The sequence below is a fragment of the Hyphomonas oceanitis SCH89 genome, from assembly GCF_000685295.1.
GTDB lineage: Bacteria > Pseudomonadota > Alphaproteobacteria > Caulobacterales > Hyphomonadaceae > Hyphomonas > Hyphomonas oceanitis.
Genome location: NZ_ARYL01000027.1, coordinates 37,133 through 56,524, shown reverse-complemented (window position 1 = coordinate 56,524; position 19,392 = coordinate 37,133). Strand labels below are relative to the sequence as shown.

The window sequence follows — 19,392 nt, the reverse complement described above, 5'->3', positions numbered from 1 at the left end:
AAACTTTGCCTTGCCCATCGGGCCTCTCCTTCATTCTAAATTCAAAAGACCGGCTCACCGGTCGGGGATGGATCAGGAACCTGCGACTTCCTGAATGATTTTCTGTGCTTCGGCACGCGGAACTTCGTCATAGTGAGCGAAGATCATCGTGAACTGGGCACGCCCTTGCGACATGCCGCGCAGGTTCGAAACGTATCCGAACATGTTGACCAGCGGGACCAGAGCGTTGATCGCCACGGCGTTACCGCGTGGTTCCGAACCCTGGATCTGGCCACGGCGGGAGTTCAGGTCGCCGATCACGTCGCCCATATAGTCTTCCGGTGTGACAACTTCCACTTTCATGATCGGCTCCATCAGGCGCGGATCGCCTTTGCCTTTCAGCTCGCGGAATGCGCCGCGGGCGGCGATTTCGAAAGCGAGGACAGAGGAGTCAACGTCGTGGAACGCGCCATCAACCAGCACGGCCTTGAAGTCGGTGACCGGGTAACCAGCCAGAAGGCCGTTTTCCTTGGCCATGTTGAGGCCTTTTTCCACACCGGGAACGTATTCCTTAGGAACGGCGCCGCCGACGATCGAGCTTTCGAACACGAAGCCAGAACCGGCTTCGAGAGGTTCGAACTGCAGCTTGATGCGCGCGAACTGGCCGGTACCACCGGACTGTTTCTTGTGCGTGAAATCGATCTCTGCTGCACGGCCGAGTTTCTCACGGTAGGCAACCATCGGCTGGCCGATGTTCGCTTCAACTTTGAACTCGCGCTTCAGGCGGTCGATCAGGATGTCGAGGTGAAGTTCGCCCATGCCCTTCATGATCGTCTGACCGGATTCGAAATCGGTTTCGACGCGGAAGGATGGATCCTCTGCCGCGAGGCGCTGAAGGCCCACCGACATTTTTTCCTGGTCAGCTTTCGACTTCGGCTCGACGGCGATCTCGATAACCGGATCGGGGAACGTCATCGTTTCGAGAACGACTGGCTTGTTCGGATCACAGACCGTGTCACCCGTTGTCGTTTCCTTGAGGCCGGCAAGCGCAACGATGTCGCCTGCGAAAGCTTCAGTGATCTCGTCCTGCTTGTTGGAGTGCATCATGACCATACGGCCGACGCGCTCTTTCTTGCCCTTGGTCGAGTTCATGAACGCGTCGCCTTTCGACAGCGTACCGGAATAGATACGTGTGAAGGTCAGAGTGCCCATGTAGGGGTCGTTCATGATCTTGAAGGCAAGGCCCGAGAACGGCTGGCTGTCATCAGCCTTACGCTCGATATTACGGACTTCTTCTTCGTCGCCCGGCAGGAAGCCGAAGTAAGGCGGCACGTCGAGCGGGCCTGGAAGATAGTCGATCACAGCGTTCAGCATAGGCTGCACGCCCTTGTTCTTGAAGGCCGAGCCGCAAAGAACCGGCACGAATGCCATGGCGAGCGTACCCTTGCGGATAAGCTTGCGCAGGGTTGGCACGTCTGGCTCGTTGCCTTCGAGGAAGGCTTCCATCGCATCATCGTCCTGCTCAACAGCAAGCTCGACCAGTGTGGCGCGCATCTCTTCGGCTTTTGCCTTGAGGCTGTCCCGGATAGGCTTCAGAATCCATGAAGCGCCGAGATCGTCGCCTTCCCAGACCCATTCCTGCATCGTAACAAGGTCAACGTGACCCGCCAACTCGGTTTCGGAACCAATTGGCAGCTGGATCGGCGCAGGCGTTGCGCCTGTACGATCCTTGATCATGTGGACGCAGTTGAAGAAGTCAGCGCCGATCTTGTCCATCTTGTTGACGAACACGATGCGCGGAACCTTGTAGCGGTCAGCCTGACGCCACACAGTTTCGGTCTGCGGCTCAACACCGGCGTTCGCATCAAGGACGCAAACGGCGCCGTCGAGAACGGCCAGCGAGCGCTCGACTTCGATCGTGAAGTCAACGTGCCCGGGCGTGTCGATGATGTTGAAACGGTATTTGTCGGAGAGCGGCGTGGAGCCGTCTTCAGTGCGTTCCCAGAAAGTGGTGGTCGCAGCGGACGTGATCGTGATGCCACGCTCCTGCTCCTGCTCCATCCAGTCCATGGTCGCGGCGCCATCATGCACTTCGCCAATCTTGTGCGACTTGCCGGTGTAGTAAAGGATGCGCTCAGTGGTCGTAGTTTTGCCGGCATCAATGTGTGCCATGATGCCAAAGTTACGATAGCGATCCAGCGTGTATTCGCGGGCCATGTGGGTAAACCTTCGTGTCTGCTTTCCGGGAGGAAATTGTGGCAACTGACGGGCGCGTTACCCTCAGTTGCCATGAAATTCCAGTGCTGATTACCAGCGGTAGTGTGCGAAGGCCTTGTTGGCGTCCGCCATGCGGTGCGTGTCTTCGCGTTTCTTGACAGCGTTGCCGCGCCCCTGGCTGGCGTCCATCAGTTCGCCTGCAAGACGCTCACGCATAGTATTTTCGTTGCGGCCTGCGGCAGCAGCCGACAGCCAGCGGATGGCGAGAGCCTGACGGCGCTCGGTACGAACTTCAACCGGCACCTGGTACGTGGCACCACCGACGCGGCGCGAACGCACTTCGACGGAAGGCGCAACGGCTTCAAGCGCAGCGTGGAAAACCTCGACAGGGTTTTTCTTGGCGCGCGTTTCGACGAGGTCGAAGGCACCATAGACGATACGTTCGGCAACCGACTTCTTACCATCGCGCATGATCTGGTTCATGAACTTGGTGACGACGATGTCTTTGAATTTCGGATCCGCGAGGACCTGACGCTTCTCTGCACTGTGACGACGAGACATTGAGCGGCCCTCTTATTTCGGTTTCTTCGCGCCGTAATGCGAACGGCGTTGTTTACGGTTCTTGACGGGCTGGGTATCCAGCGCGCCGCGGATGATGTGGTAACGGACGCCCGGAAGGTCTTTCACGCGGCCGCCGCGGATAAGCACAACCGAGTGCTCCTGCAGGTTGTGGCCTTCGCCCGGAATGTAGCACAGCGATTCGAACCCGGAGGTGAGACGCACTTTTGCCACTTTACGAAGCGCGGAGTTCGGCTTCTTCGGGGTCGTTGTGTAGACGCGCGTGCAAACACCGCGGCGTTGTGGGCAGGCTTTGAGAGCCGGCGTCTTGGTGCGCGTCGGCTTTGGCGAACGCGGATTACGAATAAGCTGTTGAATTGTGGGCATTCGGGCCTTCTGTCTCTTCTGAACTCATGGCCCGATGGGCCGGTAACGAAATGATGCCCCGAATGCCATAGCAGCTTCCGGGACGGCTGAAAACTTGGGGGTCAGATTGGCCGGACCATTCCTGAACCGGTACGGCGAAAGGGCAAAAGCCCAGCTGCCTCTCTGACAATGGGTGGCGTTTAAGCCTCTCAAGCGCTGGCGTCAAGGGTCGCATGCGGCCAGACCGCAGCAATATTAGGCCTAGACGGGCACCTCTAGAACGGCAGGCCGATCCTGTCGACGCAGGCAGCCGCCTCAGGGCCCGCTGCGCCGCCTTCAAGCTGGGCGCGGAATGCCGCAAGATCGGCCGCAGCATCCGGCTCCAGCGCCCCTGCCCGCTGAAATTCCGCTTCTCTCAGAACGGTGCGGCAATCGGCAATGGCCCAGCTGTCCAGCGATAGAAACGTAATGATTCCAATCGCAACGACCGCACACGCCGCGCCGATAATATCGTTTCGTTCCATCTGACGCCTATCCCCGAAAGCAAGAAAGCCTGCCAAGGCTGGCAGGCTTTCTCATTTGCATCAAGAGCCGTATCGACCGGACTATTCGTCCGCAGGCTCGGCAGCAGGTGCCGGAAGGGCCGCCATCGCGAGATTTGCCGCTTCTTCCTGGGCCTTGGCCATCGCAGCAGCGCGCTTGGCTTTCAGCTTCAGGTCGCGCTCGGCCGCAACGCGGCGGAACTGACGGATACCACCGCCCGTACCGGCCGGGATCAGGCGGCCAACGATGACGTTCTCCTTGAGGCCGTCCAGCGTATCGATCTTGCCCTGGATAGCCGCCTCGGTGAGCACGCGGGTCGTCTCCTGGAACGACGCAGCAGAGATGAAGCTGCGGGTCTGGAGCGAAGCCTTGGTGATACCGAGCAGAAGCGGGTTGGCAGTTGCCTCGCGCTGGTCCTTTTTACGGGATTTGCGCACCACTTCATTGGCGTCCTCGAAGTCGATCAGATCGATATGCTCGCCGACGATGAATGGCGTGTCGCCACCGTCCACGATTTCGACCTTCTGCAGCATCTGGCGAACGATCACTTCGATGTGCTTGTCGTTGATCGGCACGCCCTGCAGGCGATAGACCTTCTGCACTTCGTCGATGAGGTAGTTGGCCAGAGCCTCGACACCAAGCGTCGACAGGATGTCCTGCGGCGCCGGGTTACCGTCCATCAGGTATTCACCACGCTTGATGAAGTCACCATCCTGAACGGCAAGGTGCTTGCCCTTCGGAACGAGGTAATCGATCTGGTCACGACCTTCCTCGATCGGCACGATCGAGACGCGGCGCTTGTTCTTGTAGTCACGGCCGTAAAGCACCTTGCCATCGACTTCTGCGATGATGGCGTGGTCCTTCGGACGGCGCGCTTCGAAGAGTTCCGCCACGCGCGGCAGACCACCCGTGATGTCCCGTGTCTTCGCACCACCGGTCGCAACACGTGCGAGCGTGTCACCGGCTTCGATCTTGTCACCATCGGCGACGGACAGGATAGCGCCCACCGAGAGAAGATAGACAGCATCAGAGCCATTAGGCAGTTTGACGGGCTTACCGTCCTTGTCAATGACCTGGATCGACGGCTTGATGTCAGCCGCTTTCGAGGCCGAACGCCAGTCGATCACAACGCGGGACGAGATGCCCGTCGCTTCGTCGGTTTCTTCACGCACGGAGACGCCATCGATCACGTCGATCAGTTTGGCTTCGCCAGCCACTTCCGACACGATCGGCTGGGCAAATGGATCCCAGTCTGCGAGCGGCATGCCGGGCGAAACCTTCGCCTTGTCCTTGACCATGAGGCGTGTGCCGTAGGCCGGGCGGAACGACTGACGTGTACGACCGTCGGCATCGACGATCTCGACCTGCATGCGGCGGCCAACAACAATGATGTTCTTGTCCTTGCGGGTCACATACTCGCCATCCGTGAACCGGACGGTGCCTTCGAAGCTGGCTTCGATGGACGATTGGTCGGCCACCTGCGCTGCGCCACCAATGTGGAACGTACGCATGGTCAGCTGGGTACCCGGCTCACCGATCGACTGGGCAGCGATAACGCCGACCGCTTCACCGCGGTTGACGACCGTGCCGCGGGCAAGGTCACGTCCATAGCACTGAACGCAGATACCGTTGCGCGCTTCACATGTCAGCGCAGAGCGGGCTTTCACCACGTCCACACCGGCATTCTCGATGATGTCGGCAAGGTCTTCGTCAATATAGGTGTTGGCAGGCGCGACCAGCGTGCCGTCCGCACCTTTGACATCTTCAGCCGTAACACGGCCGAGCAGACGCTCGCCCAGCGAAACGGTGACATCAGCACCTTCCATGACAGCCGAGATGTCGATGCCTTTTTCCGTACCGCAATCATCTTCGTTGATGATGCAATCCTGGGCAACGTCGACAAGACGACGGGTCAGGTAACCCGAGTTCGCCGTTTTCAGAGCCGTATCGGCAAGACCCTTACGGGCACCGTGGGTCGAGTTGAAGTACTCAAGGACGGTCAGACCTTCCTTGAAGTTCGAGATGATCGGCGTCTCGATGATCTCGCCTGACGGCTTGGCCATCAGGCCCCGCATACCGGCGAGCTGCTTCATCTGGTTCTTCGAACCACGCGCACCGGAGTCGGCCATCATGTAGATCGAGTTGACCTGAGCCTTCCGGTCACCCTTGGCCACCTGGGCCTTGGACGCGGATTCCATCATGGCGTCCGCGACCTTGTCCGTACATGTGGACCAGGCGTCGACAACCTTGTTGTACTTCTCACCGCGCGTGATGAGACCGTCGGCATACTGGCGTTCGTATTCGGACACCTGTTCCTTGGTCGCTTCGACGAGCTTCTTCTTCGCTTCCGGAATGACCATGTCATCCTTGCCGAACGAGATGCCCGCTTTCGCAGCTTCCTTGAAGCCGAGACCCATCATCTGATCGCAGAAGATGACCGTCGCCTTCTGCCCGCACAGACGATACACATCGTCGATGATCCGGCCGATGGCTTTTTTGGTCAGCGTCAGGTTGACCATGTCAGGCTGGATGCCTTTGAAACGCGGCAGGATGTTTGCCACCATGAAGCGGCCCGGTGTCGTGTCGATCACACGGCGCCATGGCTTGCCTTCATCATCGACGCCTTCGTACATCGCCTTGATTTTCGAGTGCAGCGAGACGAAGCCGTTGTCCAGCGCCTGCTCGATTTCGGCGAGGTCCGTGAACATCATGCCATTGCCGACTTCCTCGTCGCGATCGAGCGAGAGGTAGTAGAGGCCGAGGATGATATCCTGCGACGGCACGATGATTGGCTTGCCGTTGGCAGGCGACAGGATGTTGTTCGTCGACATCATGAGCACGCGGCATTCCAGCTGGGCCTCGAGGCTCAGCGGCACGTGAACGGCCATCTGGTCGCCGTCGAAGTCAGCGTTGAACGCGGCGCAGACCAGCGGGTGAAGCTGGATGGCCTTGCCCTCGATCAGTTTCGGTTCAAACGCCTGGATGCCGAGGCGGTGAAGCGTCGGTGCGCGGTTGAGCAGGATTGGGTGCTCGCGGATGACCTCGTCGAGGATATCCCAGACTTCCGGCTTCTCTTTCTCGACCAGTTTCTTGGCAGCCTTGACCGTGCCGGCAAGGCCCTTGGCGTCGAGACGCGCATAGATGAACGGCTTGAACAGCTCGAGCGCCATCTTCTTTGGAAGGCCGCACTCGTGCAGTTTGAGGTTCGGGCCAACCACGATGACCGAACGGCCGGAATAGTCGACGCGCTTGCCAAGAAGGTTCTGGCGGAAGCGGCCCTGCTTGCCCTTGAGCATGTCGGAGATCGACTTCAGCGGACGCTTGTTCGTACCAGTGATCGTGCGGCCGCGACGGCCGTTGTCGAACAGGGCATCAACCGACTCTTGAAGCATACGCTTCTCGTTGCGGATGATGATGTCCGGTGCGCGAAGCTCCATAAGACGCTTCAGGCGGTTGTTCCGGTTGATCACGCGGCGATAGAGGTCGTTAAGGTCGGACGTCGCAAAGCGGCCGCCGTCCAGTGGAACGAGCGGACGCAGGTCCGGCGGGATCACCGGAACGACGGTCAGGATCATCCACTCGGGCTTGGCGCGCGACTGGAGGAAGGACTCAACCACCTTGAGGCGCTTGGAAGCCTTCTTGGTTTTCAGTTCCGAGGTGGACTCGCGCAGATCATCGCGCAGCGTCTCGGCCAGCGTTGGCAGGTCGAGGTTGCGGAGGATCTCGCGGATGGCTTCGGCGCCGATCATGGCTGTGAACGCGTCTTCACCCAGACGGTCCTGTGCATCCATGTATTCTTCTTCGGTCAGAAGCTGCTTGGGCTCCAGTTCCGTGAGGCCCGGCTCGATGACAACATAGCTTTCGAAGTAGAGCACGCGCTCCACATCTTTCAGCGCCATGTCGACCAGCGTCGAAATCCGGGATGGAAGCGATTTCAGGAACCAGATGTGTGCAACAGGTGCAGCCAGGTCGATGTGGCCCATTCGCTCGCGGCGGACGCGTGCGAGGGTGACTTCAACGCCGCACTTCTCGCAGACAATGCCGCGATACTTGATGCGCTTGTACTTGCCGCAAAGGCACTCATAGTCCTTTACCGGACCGAAGATGCGGGCACAGAAAAGGCCGTCGCGCTCGGGCTTGAACGTCCGGTAGTTGATGGTTTCAGGCTTCTTGATCTCGCCTGACGACCACGAGCGGATTTTCTCCGGGCTTGCGATCGAAATGCGGATCGCCTCGAAAGTCGGGGCGGGCGTATTCGGGTTGAAAATGCTGGCGACGTCCTGGCGCATGGGTGTCTGCTCCTTGGGTGGGCGATGTTGTCGGGGCGAAAGGGCCCCTGCCCTCATGAAATTTCGTATCGAATGGGGTGCCCAGTGAAACGCGTGTCGCTTCCCGGGGCACCCCGATATTTCGTTTACTATCTACTCGGCAGCAACCGTGGACTCTTCGTCCTCGATTTCGCCATTGTCTTCTTCGATCAGCTCCACGTTGAGACCGAGCGAGCGCATTTCCTTGATCAGCACGTTGAAGCTTTCCGGGATGCCAGCCTCGAAGGAATCGTCGCCACGGACGATCGATTCGTAGATCTTCGCACGGCCTGCAGTGTCATCCGACTTCACAGTCAGCATTTCCTGCAGCGTGTAGGCTGCGCCGTAAGCTTCGAGTGCCCAGACTTCCATCTCCCCGAAGCGCTGGCCACCGAACTGCGCCTTGCCGCCCAGCGGCTGCTGGGTAACGAGCGAGTAAGGACCAGTCGAACGCGCGTGGATTTTCTCGTCCACGAGGTGGTGAAGCTTGAGCAGGTACTTGTACCCGACCGTGACAGGACGCGAGAACTGAACGCCGGTACGACCGTCGAACATTTTCACCTGGCCTGACGTGTCGAGACCGGCACGTGTCAGCAGGTCGTTGATGTCGCTTTCGCGGGCACCATCGAACACTGGCGTGGCGATCGGAACGCCGTTGCGCAGGTTACCGGCCAGCTCGACGATTTCAGCGTCGGTTTCAGGAAGCTCCTGCTCTTCTCCATAGGCGTAGGTAACCGCTTTACGAAGTGCGTCCATGTCATGCTTCTGGTGGAACTCCTCCAGAGCCTGGTCGATGATCCGGCCAAGACCGCGGCAGGCCCAGCCTGTGTGGGTCTCAAGGATCTGGCCAACGTTCATGCGCGACGGCACACCGAGCGGGTTCAGAACGATGTCGACAGGCGTACCGTCTTCGAGGAACGGCATGTCTTCGCTCGGGTTGATCTTCGAGATCACACCCTTGTTGCCGTGACGGCCGGCCATCTTGTCACCCGGCTGAAGCTTACGCTTCACGGCCAGGAAGACTTTGACGACTTTCATCACACCCGGAGGCAGGTCGTCGCCGCGCTGGACCTTGTCGACCTTGTCGTTGAAACGGGCATCAAGCTCGTGGATCGACGCATCGAACTGGGCGCGCAGGGCGTCGAGATCGGACTGGGCCTTTTCAGACTTCAGGGCGATATCCCACCACTGGCTCTCGCTCAGCTCTTCAAGTGCGTCGGCCGCAATCTTGCCAGCCTTGAAGCCTTTCGGCCCCGCAACGGCTTCCTTGCCGGTCAGCAGGTCAGCAAGACGCGCATAAGTGTTGCGCTCAAGGATGGACTGTTCGTCTTCCTTGTCTTCCTGCAGCTGTTCGATCTGCTCGCGTTCGATCTGAAGCGCGCGCTGGTCCTTGTCGATGCCGTGGCGATTGAAGATGCGAACATCCACAACCGTACCGGCGTCGCCCGGAGGCACACGCAGCGACGTATCACGCACATCGGAAGCCTTCTCACCGAAGATGGCGCGGAGGAGTTTCTCTTCCGGCGTCATCGGGCTTTCGCCCTTCGGCGTGACCTTGCCGACGAGAATGTCGCCAGCTTTCACTTCAGCGCCCACAGCCACGATGCCGGCCTCGTCGAGGTTGCGCAGGGCTTCCTCGCCGACGTTCGGAATGTCGCGTGTGATCTCTTCAGGGCCAAGCTTCGTGTCACGTGCCGCGATCTCGAATTCCTCAATGTGGATCGACGTGAAGACGTCGTCCTTCACGATACGCTCGGAGATCAGGATCGAGTCTTCGAAGTTGTAGCCGTTCCACGGCATGAACGCGACGAGCACGTTCCGGCCGAGGGCCAGCTCACCGAGATCGGTCGAAGGACCGTCCGCGATGATGTCATTCTTCGAGACCGTGTCGCCCACTTTGACGATCGGACGCTGGTTGATGCAGCTGTTCTGGTTCGAGCGGCGGAACTTGGCCAGACGGTAGATGTCAACGCCCGACTTGGAGCCTTCGAGATCTTCGGTCGCGCGAACAACGATACGCAGCGCGTCAACCTGCTCGACCACACCAGCCCGACGGGCGATAATGGCGGCGCGGCTGTCACGGGCCACAATGGATTCCATACCCGTGCCGACGAACGGCGCTTCGGACTGGACCAGCGGAACCGCCTGGCGTTGCATGTTCGATCCCATGAGGGCGCGGTTGGCGTCGTCATTTTCAAGGAATGGGATGAGCGAGGCAGCAACCGATACGACCTGTTTCGGCGAGACGTCCATGAACTGGATGTCGTCCTTCGAAACCATGGTCGCTTCGCCAGCCACACGGGCGTTGACGAATTCGTTCTGCAGCTCGCCCTTGTCATTCACCGAGGCGTTGGCCTGGGCGATCGAGTAGATCGACTCTTCCATGGCCGACAGATAGACGACCTCGTCAGTCTGCTTGCCGTTCACAACCTTGCGGTACGGGCTCTCGATGAAGCCGTACTTGTTAATGCGCGCATGCGTGGCGAGCGAGTTGATCAGACCGATGTTCGGGCCTTCCGGCGTCTCGATCGGGCAGATCCGGCCATAGTGGGTCGGGTGCACGTCGCGGACTTCAAAGCCGGCACGTTCGCGTGTCAGACCACCTGGGCCAAGCGCTGAAAGACGGCGCTTGTGGGTGATTTCCGACAGCGGGTTGGTCTGGTCCATGAACTGCGACAGCTGCGAGGAGCCGAAGAATTCACGCACAGACGCCACAACCGGTTTCGCGTTAATCAGGTCGTGCGGCATGACCGTGTCGATATCGACCGATCCCATACGTTCCTTGATCGCGCGCTCCATACGCACGAGACCGATACGGTAGTTGTTTTCCATCAGCTCGCCGACCGAGCGGACCCGGCGGTTGCCAAGGTTGTCGATGTCGTCGACTTCGCCCTTGCCGTCCTTCAGGTCGAGAATGACCTTCATGACGCCGATGATGTCGTCATTGCGCAGCACGCGCATGTCGTCAGCAGCGGACTCGTAGCCTTTGACGGCAACCGAGAGACGCATGTTCATCTTCACCCGGCCGACAGCCGAGAGGTCATAGCGCTCTGGATCGAAGAAGAGCTGGCCGAACAGGGCGTCAGCGGCTTCCTGCGTTGGTGGCTCACCTGGGCGCATGACGCGATAGATGTCCGACAGGGCTTCGAAACGGGTTTCGTTCTTGTCAGCCTTCAGCGTGTTGCGCAGCCATGGGCCACGGCCGGACGCGTCGATGTCGAGGACTTCGATCGTCTTGATGCCGTATTCGCGCATCTCGGCGATGACTTCTTCTTCCAGCATGTCGCCAGCTTCACCGAAGATCTCGCCGGTTTCCATGTTCACGACATCGCGTGCCAGGAATTTGCCAACGAGGGCTTCAGATGGGACCAGGATCTCGTCCGTGCCGGCCTCAGCGATGCGCTTGGCTTTCAGCGCGGTGATCTTCTTGCCAGCTTCGGCAATGGCCTTTTTCGACTTGGCGTCGATCAGGTCGAACTCGGGCTTGAGGCCTTTCCAGGCTTCCGAACGGAACCCGGTGACCCAGCCCTGCTTGTCCATCCGGTAGATGGAGTGCGTGTAGAAAAGGTCGAGGATCTGCTCGGTGTCGTAGCCGAGGGCGTAAAGCATCGTCGTCGCCGGCAGCTTGCGCTTACGGTCGATACGGATGTTGAGCACGTCCTTCGCGTCGAACTCGAAGTCGAGCCACGAGCCGCGGTAAGGAATTATGCGCGCCGCGAACAACAGCTTGCCGGACGTATGGGTCTTGCCCTTGTCGTGGTCAAAGAACACGCCAGGCGAACGGTGCATCTGCGAGACGATCACGCGCTCGGTGCCGTTCACGACGAACGTACCCTTGTCGGTCATCAGCGGGATGTCGCCGAGATAGCATTCCTGCTCTTTGACTTCCTTGACCGAGCGGGCGCCCGTGTCTTCGTCAATGTCGAATACGACGAGCTGAAGACGTACCTTGAGCGGCGCCTGATAGGTCAGATCGCGCTGCATGCACTCTTCAACGTCAAATTTCGGCGTTTCGAACTCGTAGTTCACATATTCGAGCGTCGCGCGCTCGGAAAAATCTGTAATCGGGAATACCGACTTGAAAACGCCTCCGAGACCATCATCCGTGCGTTTCTCGCGCGGCGTGTGCATCTGAAGGAAGCTCTCGTAAGAATCGCGTTGAACCTCGATCAGGTTCGGCATTTCGATGGCTTCGGGAATGCGCCCGAAGGACTTGCGGATACGTTTCTTTTCCGTGAAGGAGAGTGCCATCCCAGGATCCCAATTTTGTCCGTCCGGGCCACATGGCCACAGACCTTATCACCAGAACGCGAGTTCGCGGCGGCCTCTGAATGAGACCGCCGCGCATCTTTTAGATAGAACAGCGCCTCGCGCGAACACTGTCCGGATTTTAAAGCAGCAAGCGCTACTTGATTTCGATCGTAGCGCCGACGTCTTCGAACTTCTTCTTGATCTCTTCAGCTTCAGCTTTGGAGACGCCTTCTTTGATGGCTTTAGGAGCAGCTTCGACGAGGTCTTTAGCTTCCTTCAGGCCGAGGGCAGGAACAACGTCGCGGACGACCTTGATCACGTTGATTTTCTTGTCGCCTGCCGACGTCAGAACGACGTCGAATTCCGTCTGCTCTTCAGCAGCGGCAGCTGGAGCAGCACCACCGGCAGCAGCAACAGCCACTGGCGCAGCGGCGGAAACGCCCCATTTTTCTTCGAGCATCTTTGCGAGCTCTGCAGCCTCAAGAACGGTCAGGGCCGAGAGGTCTTCGACAATCTTTTCGAGATTTGCCATTGTATGATTTCCTGTTTGGTTCGGTTGTTAGTGTTGAGATGTTGCGAAAACGGGTGCCTTAGGCGGCGTCTTTCGACGCGTATGCCGACACCACACGGGCAAGCTGGCTGGCCGGAGCCTGAATGACGCCTGCAACTTTCGTTGCCGGTGCCTGCAGAAGGCCAACAATTTTGCCACGGAGCTGGTCGAGAGACGGAAGCTTCGCGAGAGCCTGGACGCCATCAGCATCCAGAACCACGTCACCCATAACACCGCCGATGATGATGAGCTTCGCATTATCTTTCGCGAATTCATCAGCTGCCTTGGCAGCGGACACCGGATCAGCAGCATAGGCAATTGCCACAGGCCCCTGGAACAGGGCTTGGGCATCGTCGCCGCCTTGACCGTCGAGCGCAATTTTCGCCAGACGGTTCTTGACCACCTTAAGCTGACCGCCATCCTTACGAAGAAGGGCGCGCAGCTTTGACATTTCCGCAACGGTCATTCCGGAATAGTGCGTCACGATGACAGCACCGGACTCAGCGAACACGCCTTTCAGCGCGTCGAGGGCCACTGTTTTTCCAGCTTTATCCATAGCGGGTCTCCAGTAGAGGCGCCCGGACCATCCGGCCGCCCTGGTAATCGCCTTCCGGCCCAAGGGCCTTCCAGCGCCTGCCCAGGGATTGGCCTGCCCGGTAAAGCAAAACAGGAAATCCTGTTTTTCCGAACCGTTTCAACGCCTCACCCCGTCTGCATAGGTGGCTAAAAAGCCTTTACCGCGTCCGAAAACGTGACCTATGGTCTAGGACAGGAAAACGGGAGGCCGCCGATGCACATCGGTGATCTCCCGTCAAGAGAGGTCTGTTAACGCTTTATCCAAAGGCCCGCAACCCCCTGAATCCAGAAAAAGTGCTATCACAGGAAAAAGCCCGGCGCCTTTTGGCACCGGGCTTTTCTGATTTTCGAGCAAATTAGCCGCCGAAGCGAGCCTATTTGGTTTCGGCCGTATCGATCATGATGCCCGCGCCCATCGTCGAGGACAGCGAGATTTTGCGAACAAACGTGCCTTTTGCGCCGCTTGGGCGCGCCTTGACGAGCGCATCGAGGAACGCCTTGACGTTCTTTTCGATGTCAGCTTCGGCAAAGCTTGCCTTGCCGACGCCTGCGTGGATGATACCGGCTTTTTCAACGCGGAATTCAACCGAGCCGCTTTTGGCGTCTTTGACAGCCTGTGCGACGTTTGGCGTGACCGTGCCGACTTTCGGGTTAGGCATCAGGCCGCGTGGGCCGAGGACCTTACCGAGACGACCGACGATAGCCATCATGTCCGGCGACGCGATAACGCGGTCGAAGTCCATGAAACCACCCTGGATTTTTTCCATCAGGTCTTCTGCGCCAACGAAGTCAGCACCGGCAGCCTTGGCTTCGTCAGCCTTGGCATCTTTCGCGAACACGGCGACGCGAACGTCCTTGCCCGTGCCGGCTGGCAGGTTGACCACGCCGCGGACCATCTGGTCAGCGTACTTGGGGTCGACGCCGAGATTGACGGCAATCTCGATCGTTTCGTCGAATTTCGATTTCGCGTTGCCCTTCACCACCGAGACGGCCTCGCTGATTGTGTAGGCTTTTTCGCGGTCAATCGTTTCTGCGATTGCGCGTGAGCGCTTTCCTGGTTTCGCCATCGTTCTTACTCCACCACTGTCAGGCCCATCGCGCGGGCGGACCCTGCGATGATCTTGGACGCTGCATCGAGATCGTTTGCGTTGAGGTCTTCCATTTTGGCTTCCGCGATTTCGCGGATTTGCTTCATGGTGACCTTGCCGACCGTGTCAAAGCCAGGCTTTTTCGAGCCGGAAGCTGGCTTCTTGCCGAGCTTCAGGCCAGCAGCCTTCTTCAGCAGCACCGTGGCAGGTGGCGTCTTCGTGACGAAGGTGAATGATTTATCCTGGTAATACTGGATGACGACCGGGATAGGCAGGCCTTCTTCCATGCTCTGCGTCTTGGCGTTGAACGCCTTGCAGAATTCCATGATGTTGATGCCGCGCTGACCGAGCGCTGGGCCGACGGGCGGCGAAGGGTTTGCCTTGCCTGCGGGAATCTGGAGCTTGATCTGCCCCAGCAGTTTCTTAGCCATTGTGTCCTCACAATTGTTACGAGGGGGCGGTGGTCTTTCGATCCGCCCCGATTGGTATCGAGGGTCCGCGGTCCGGCTGGCGGGCCTTCCGCAGAAGCGGGCGTATGGCCCAATCACCCCTTCAGGTCAAGCAGCCCGGATGTGAAAAGCCCGGACGGCGCAGGCCATCCGGGCTTGTTTCGTCTCGCCTTGAGGCGCCGCCTACATCAGCGCATAGCCCTTGGCATTGATATATTGCTTCAGCGCCGCCGCACGATTGAGCGGATCCGGGTGTGTGGACATGAATTCCGGCTGGCGCTGGACTTCCGAGTTGGCCGCCATGAGTTCCCACAGGCGCACGGACTGTTTCACGTCATAGCCGGCATTGTGCATGTAATCGACGCCCAGTCGGTCGGCCTCGGATTCGTGCCGGCGGCTGTAGGGCAATACGACACCAAACTGCATGGCCGCGCCACCGAGCGCACCAATGGCCGTGCCATACTTGCTGAGCGTTTCCGATTGCGTGATGGCGATCTGGCCCAGCATCAGGCCGGCCTGCGCAGCCGTCGTGATCGACAGGCGCTCGGCGGCATGGCGGCCGACGACGTGCCCCGTCTCATGGCCCAGAACGGACGACAGCTGATCATCATTCTCGGTCAGTTCGGTTATGCCGCGATATACGCCCACCCGGTTGCCTGGCATGACGAACGCGTTGACGTCATCGGTATCGAACACGGCGACATCCCAATCAGCGTTCGGGTCGACATAGCCGGTCTGGCCTGCACCGCGCACTGTGCGGTTCCACACGTTGAGCACACGGCTCTTGAGCCTGGAATTGGCTGTCACCGGCACTTGCGCCTTCATGTCGGTCCAAGCCGATGCGGCCATGCCTGCGACCTGATCTTCACCAAACATAATGAACTGGTTGGAACCCGTCGCCGGATTTGTTGCGCAACTGGTTACGAAAGGCAGCACGCTACCGGAGGCAATGCCGCAGATGATCGCCCGGCGGGACATGTTGATACGGGGCGCATTCGCGAGAATTTCGCCGTCAAAATCGATGCGTTCGACCATATAAAAACTCCTTCACCCTTTGGCGCCATGGTTACTCTCTGGGGGCTGAAAAGCAATGCCACAAGAATAGCGCCAAGACGCACCTGCCAGATCCGGAATGAATGCACCGTGAATTGCGCGCCTATTCCTCGGCGACGTCGCCGGACAGGATCGCGGCCTGTTCCACCCAGCCTTCACGGGCAATCCGGCCCGAGAAATTCAGGTGGTTGTCGACCCAAGCCATGTTGGCCTGTGTCCACGCAGCGATCTGGTCATAATGGAAGATGCCGAGTTCATTCAGCACTTCCTGGATTTTCGGACCGATGCCGCCGATGATTGTCAGGTCGTCAGGCGAGTCCGCAACGGCCTTAGGCAGGGCGATCGGGCGCTCTGCAGGGATCTCGTCAGCCTCAGCCTCCTCATCGTCCACGCCGTCTTCGTCATCAAGCTCTTCGTCGGCATCATCGTCTGATTCTTCATCATACTCGCCGTCGTCATCCTCGTCCGCCTCGTCGAGCGCCTCTTCGTCGAACTCTTCATCGTCTTCGTCGATGTCTTCCTCATCATCAGACTCGTCCGCGTCGTCTTCTTCGGAATCGTCGTCTTCGACATCATCCTCTTCGACTTCGTCGTCCTCATCATCCTCGTCAGATTCATCGTCTTCTGACTCATCTTCGTCAGACTCGTCGTCCTCCAGGACGTCTTCATCTGCCTCATCGTCGGACTCTAGATCGTCCTCATCTTCCGCGTCGAGATCCTCCTCATCGGATTCCTCGTCATAGGCATCGTCGTCCTCGGTTTCATCGTCGGACTCTTCGTCCGCTTCCGCCTCGTCCTCGTCTTCCTCGTCGATGTCCGCGTCATCTTCCAGTTCGAGATCTTCGTCCTCGTCCAGCGCGTTCTCATCACCCTCGTCTTCGTCGTCATCCTCTAGCGCCTCGTCCTCGAGGTCTTCATCTTCCAGCTCATCGGCTTCATCCTCGCCCTCAAGCTCGTCTTCGATCTCGTCCGCCATGTCGTCTTCAGGCTCATCAACGTCGTCGTCGAATTCACCCTCTTCCTCGGCATCTGCCGCTGCATCAGCCTCTTCCAGCTCCTGCAGGATGGCATCCGTGGCAGAGATAACCTCGTCATCATCGTCCGGCGTCTCGTCTGTCTCAACTTCAAGATCGACCAGCTCGGCCACGTCCGGCGCGGCGGCGTCCTCAGGGGCAGCATCACCCTCGAAATAGGCGAGGCGCCCCTCAAGGAAGCGGTTACGCCAGCGCAGCCGGGCCAGTTCCTCGCCCGCATCATCACTTTCAATCGGCGCTGCAACCGCTGCCGGTTCAGGCGCCGGCTGGGCTGCCAGTTCTGCCTCCAGTGTCTCGACACGCTGCTTGAAGAAGTCAGCCTGCCATTTCAGCTTGTCCACTTCAGCCTGATCGACAGCAGGCTCTGCCGAAACAGCAGCAGCTGCGGCTGGCGCTGCGACAGCCTGAGCCGGTGCAGCGGCCTGCTCGTGCAGCGCGGCCTCCAGATGTTGCACGCGGCTCTCAAGATGGCGGTTGCGCCACAGGAGGCTTGGCTCGGTCTGGTCGCTGGCCATTTTTGGGGCGACAGGTGCAGCGCTACGTCCGGCGCCGGATTTCAGGGCTTGCAGCTCAGCCTTGGACTTTGACAGCTCAGCCGACAGTTCCGACAGTCGCTTCTCGCGAACGTTCAATTCGGCCCTCAGGGACGGGTCGGCCATTGTGGCCGGCGCAACGCCGCCGGGCACTGTGTTGCGCTGGGCCGCATAGAGCCCTTCGATTTCGGCCTTGGCCTGTTCCAGTTCAGTGCGCGCAATATCGCGGTCGACACGGGCCGTCCGCAGCTTGCCGACAAGCAGGATGCCGCGCATGGACCAACCGAAAAGCAGGCTGAACAGGCCGACGCCTGCAAGTGCCATCCACATGTGCGTCAGAAGCCAGGCCATTATTCGCTCCGTTCCAGTACTGTGATCTCGATTGTCCGGCTGTCTGCCCCGGCGTCAGCTGAATCAATAGCCTGCTCCGCAGCGCTGGGGCCATAGCCAATCGCAGACAAACTCCCCGCATCCACCCCGGTTGCCTCAAGAAAGGCCACCAGCGCCACCGCGCGTGCCCTGCCCAAAGCAACATCTGCCGGTTTGGGGTTCGCGGCCTCCGAACGGCCATTGATGCTGAATCCGAGCGCGGGGTCGCAGGCCGAAAAAGAAGCCGCCAAGGCATCGAGAACGGGCCCACTTGTTCGCTGCGGCTCAGCGGCGCCCTCTGCAAAGCTTATATCCCCGGAAGCCACAGCGGCGTCCACGAGGCGCTGGCATGTCTCGACAGGTGTCGCAGCAGGCGTGACATCAGGAGGGGCTGGCAGACGACTGACAGCCCTGATCTCTGCCCCATAAGGGGCGGTCAGGCTTGCCACGTCCTGTTTCAGGTAGGCCAGCGTGCTGGGCCGCGCCTGCCCCAGGATCAGGAAGCCCGCCCCATCCGGGTCGAAATCCATTTCTCCGCTCTGGAATTGCACGAACTGCGGCAGCCCCCGCCGTACGCCTTCCATCCAGCCATTATACACCTGGTCGGCAATGGCCATCTCGTCCACCATTTTGCCCTGGTAGTGCTTCTTGGCCAGCGTCAGGATTTCCCGGCGCTCGGATTCGCTGGACACATTGCCCTTCAACAGCAGGCCTTCATCCGACACCCGCGCCAGCCAGAGCGAGGCCCCGCGCACCAGAGGCTGCCCCTGGAAGGGCGCGGCAATATTGGCAACTTCCGTCTTAACGGCCTCACGCACGGCCTTGTCACTTGCCACGCCATTCACGCGCAGACGCGTATCCTCAAGCGTTACATCGCCTGAATCCAGGCTGGCCAGCTGTTGCAGGCCGAGGCGCGCAATGCCCTGCCAATTGCCCACAGGCGCGCCGGAGGCAAGCTGCATATGGTCTTCCACCGGCGCCCCGGCGGCAACGGCTTGCGCCTCGGCGAGCAGGGCCTTCCGGATCGCGCGCGAGGGCACATGGCCCGACAGGACCAGCGCGCCCTCAGGTGTCTTCTCTACATGCCAGACAAAGGGCGAAACCGGCGGCGCGTCATCGGCGACACTCTCGACCTGCGTGACGCCGCCAAAGATCAGGCCGCCCGGGCCGGCGGCCGTGAGAATGGTGAGTGCGGCATCGCGTACGGCATCGGTTGAGGGTGCCTTGCCCGACAGGACAGCGTGCTGGCCATCCATGGTGACAAGGGCCCAGTCATGACCGGCGGCCTTGAGGGCAGCTGAGGTTTTCTGCTGAAGTTCCATCTGCAGATTTGCAGCATTCTGCGGTGACTGATAAACGCCCCACCAACCCATCGCCACGAGACCGGCGAGAGACACAAGTGCAAACAGGTGATCGAGTAGCCTCATTGGGACCCCGCCTTACTCCCTGAAGTCACTTCCCTTCCTTCAGGGATGCCCTATTCACCCCCTAATCGCAAGACTTTCGCTGCAGGCCTGAC

At 59.6% G+C, this 19,392-nt stretch carries 13 protein-coding genes; all 13 read right to left on the bottom strand.

Going from position 1 to position 19,392, the window contains the following annotated elements:
* Positions 1–72: 72 nt before the first annotated feature.
* The 13 genes from fusA to HOC_RS15380 all read right to left on the bottom strand — a co-directional run bounded on the left by fusA (position 73) and on the right by HOC_RS15380 (position 19,300).
* Positions 73–2,196 carry an elongation factor G gene (fusA, locus tag HOC_RS15440; RefSeq protein WP_035540205.1) on the bottom strand — a complete coding sequence of 708 codons (2,124 nt, stop codon included), beginning with the start codon at positions 2,194–2,196 and terminating at the stop codon, positions 73–75.
* Positions 2,197–2,286: 90 nt separating this feature from the next.
* On the bottom strand, positions 2,287–2,757 hold the full coding sequence (gene rpsG / locus HOC_RS15435) for a 30S ribosomal protein S7 (RefSeq protein ID WP_034740664.1): 471 nt from the start codon (positions 2,755–2,757) through the stop codon (positions 2,287–2,289).
* Between the two features lie 12 nt (positions 2,758–2,769).
* Positions 2,770–3,141 carry a 30S ribosomal protein S12 gene (rpsL, locus tag HOC_RS15430; protein WP_034740661.1) on the bottom strand — a complete coding sequence of 124 codons (372 nt, stop codon included), beginning with the start codon at positions 3,139–3,141 and terminating at the stop codon, positions 2,770–2,772.
* Positions 3,142–3,395: 254 nt separating this feature from the next.
* Positions 3,396–3,644 (bottom strand): hypothetical protein, encoded by a 249-nt coding sequence (locus tag HOC_RS15425; protein ID WP_035540203.1) that lies wholly within the window; start codon positions 3,642–3,644, stop codon positions 3,396–3,398.
* 81 nt (positions 3,645–3,725) lie between these two features.
* A complete protein-coding gene (gene rpoC / locus HOC_RS15420; RefSeq protein WP_035540201.1) occupies positions 3,726–7,952 on the bottom strand; it encodes a DNA-directed RNA polymerase subunit beta' in 4,227 nt (1,408 codons plus the stop codon).
* A gap of 132 nt (positions 7,953–8,084) precedes the next feature.
* Positions 8,085–12,221 carry a DNA-directed RNA polymerase subunit beta gene (gene rpoB, locus HOC_RS15415; protein ID WP_035540200.1) on the bottom strand — a complete coding sequence of 1,379 codons (4,137 nt, stop codon included), beginning with the start codon at positions 12,219–12,221 and terminating at the stop codon, positions 8,085–8,087.
* Between the two features lie 154 nt (positions 12,222–12,375).
* Positions 12,376–12,753, bottom strand: a complete 378-nt coding sequence (rplL, locus tag HOC_RS15410) for a 50S ribosomal protein L7/L12 (RefSeq protein ID WP_035540198.1) — start codon at positions 12,751–12,753, stop codon at positions 12,376–12,378.
* A 58-nt stretch (positions 12,754–12,811) separates the two neighbouring features.
* Positions 12,812–13,327, bottom strand: coding sequence for a 50S ribosomal protein L10 (gene rplJ, locus HOC_RS15405; RefSeq protein WP_035540195.1), 516 nt, complete (start codon positions 13,325–13,327; stop codon positions 12,812–12,814).
* Between the two features lie 394 nt (positions 13,328–13,721).
* Positions 13,722–14,414 (bottom strand): 50S ribosomal protein L1, encoded by a 693-nt coding sequence (gene rplA / locus HOC_RS15400; RefSeq protein ID WP_035540193.1) that lies wholly within the window; start codon positions 14,412–14,414, stop codon positions 13,722–13,724.
* Positions 14,415–14,419: 5 nt separating this feature from the next.
* Entirely contained in the window at positions 14,420–14,866 is a 447-nt protein-coding gene (gene rplK / locus HOC_RS15395) for a 50S ribosomal protein L11 (protein ID WP_034740641.1), read from the bottom strand.
* 201 nt (positions 14,867–15,067) lie between these two features.
* Entirely contained in the window at positions 15,068–15,919 is an 852-nt protein-coding gene (locus tag HOC_RS15390) for a M48 family metallopeptidase (RefSeq protein WP_051624966.1), read from the bottom strand.
* A gap of 121 nt (positions 15,920–16,040) precedes the next feature.
* Positions 16,041–17,855 (bottom strand): hypothetical protein, encoded by a 1,815-nt coding sequence (locus HOC_RS22200; protein WP_051624965.1) that lies wholly within the window; start codon positions 17,853–17,855, stop codon positions 16,041–16,043.
* Positions 17,855–19,300, bottom strand: a complete 1,446-nt coding sequence (locus tag HOC_RS15380; RefSeq protein ID WP_035540189.1) for an OmpA family protein — start codon at positions 19,298–19,300, stop codon at positions 17,855–17,857. Before HOC_RS15380 ends, HOC_RS22200 begins: the two co-directional genes overlap by 1 nt.
* Positions 19,301–19,392 lie beyond the last annotated feature (92 nt).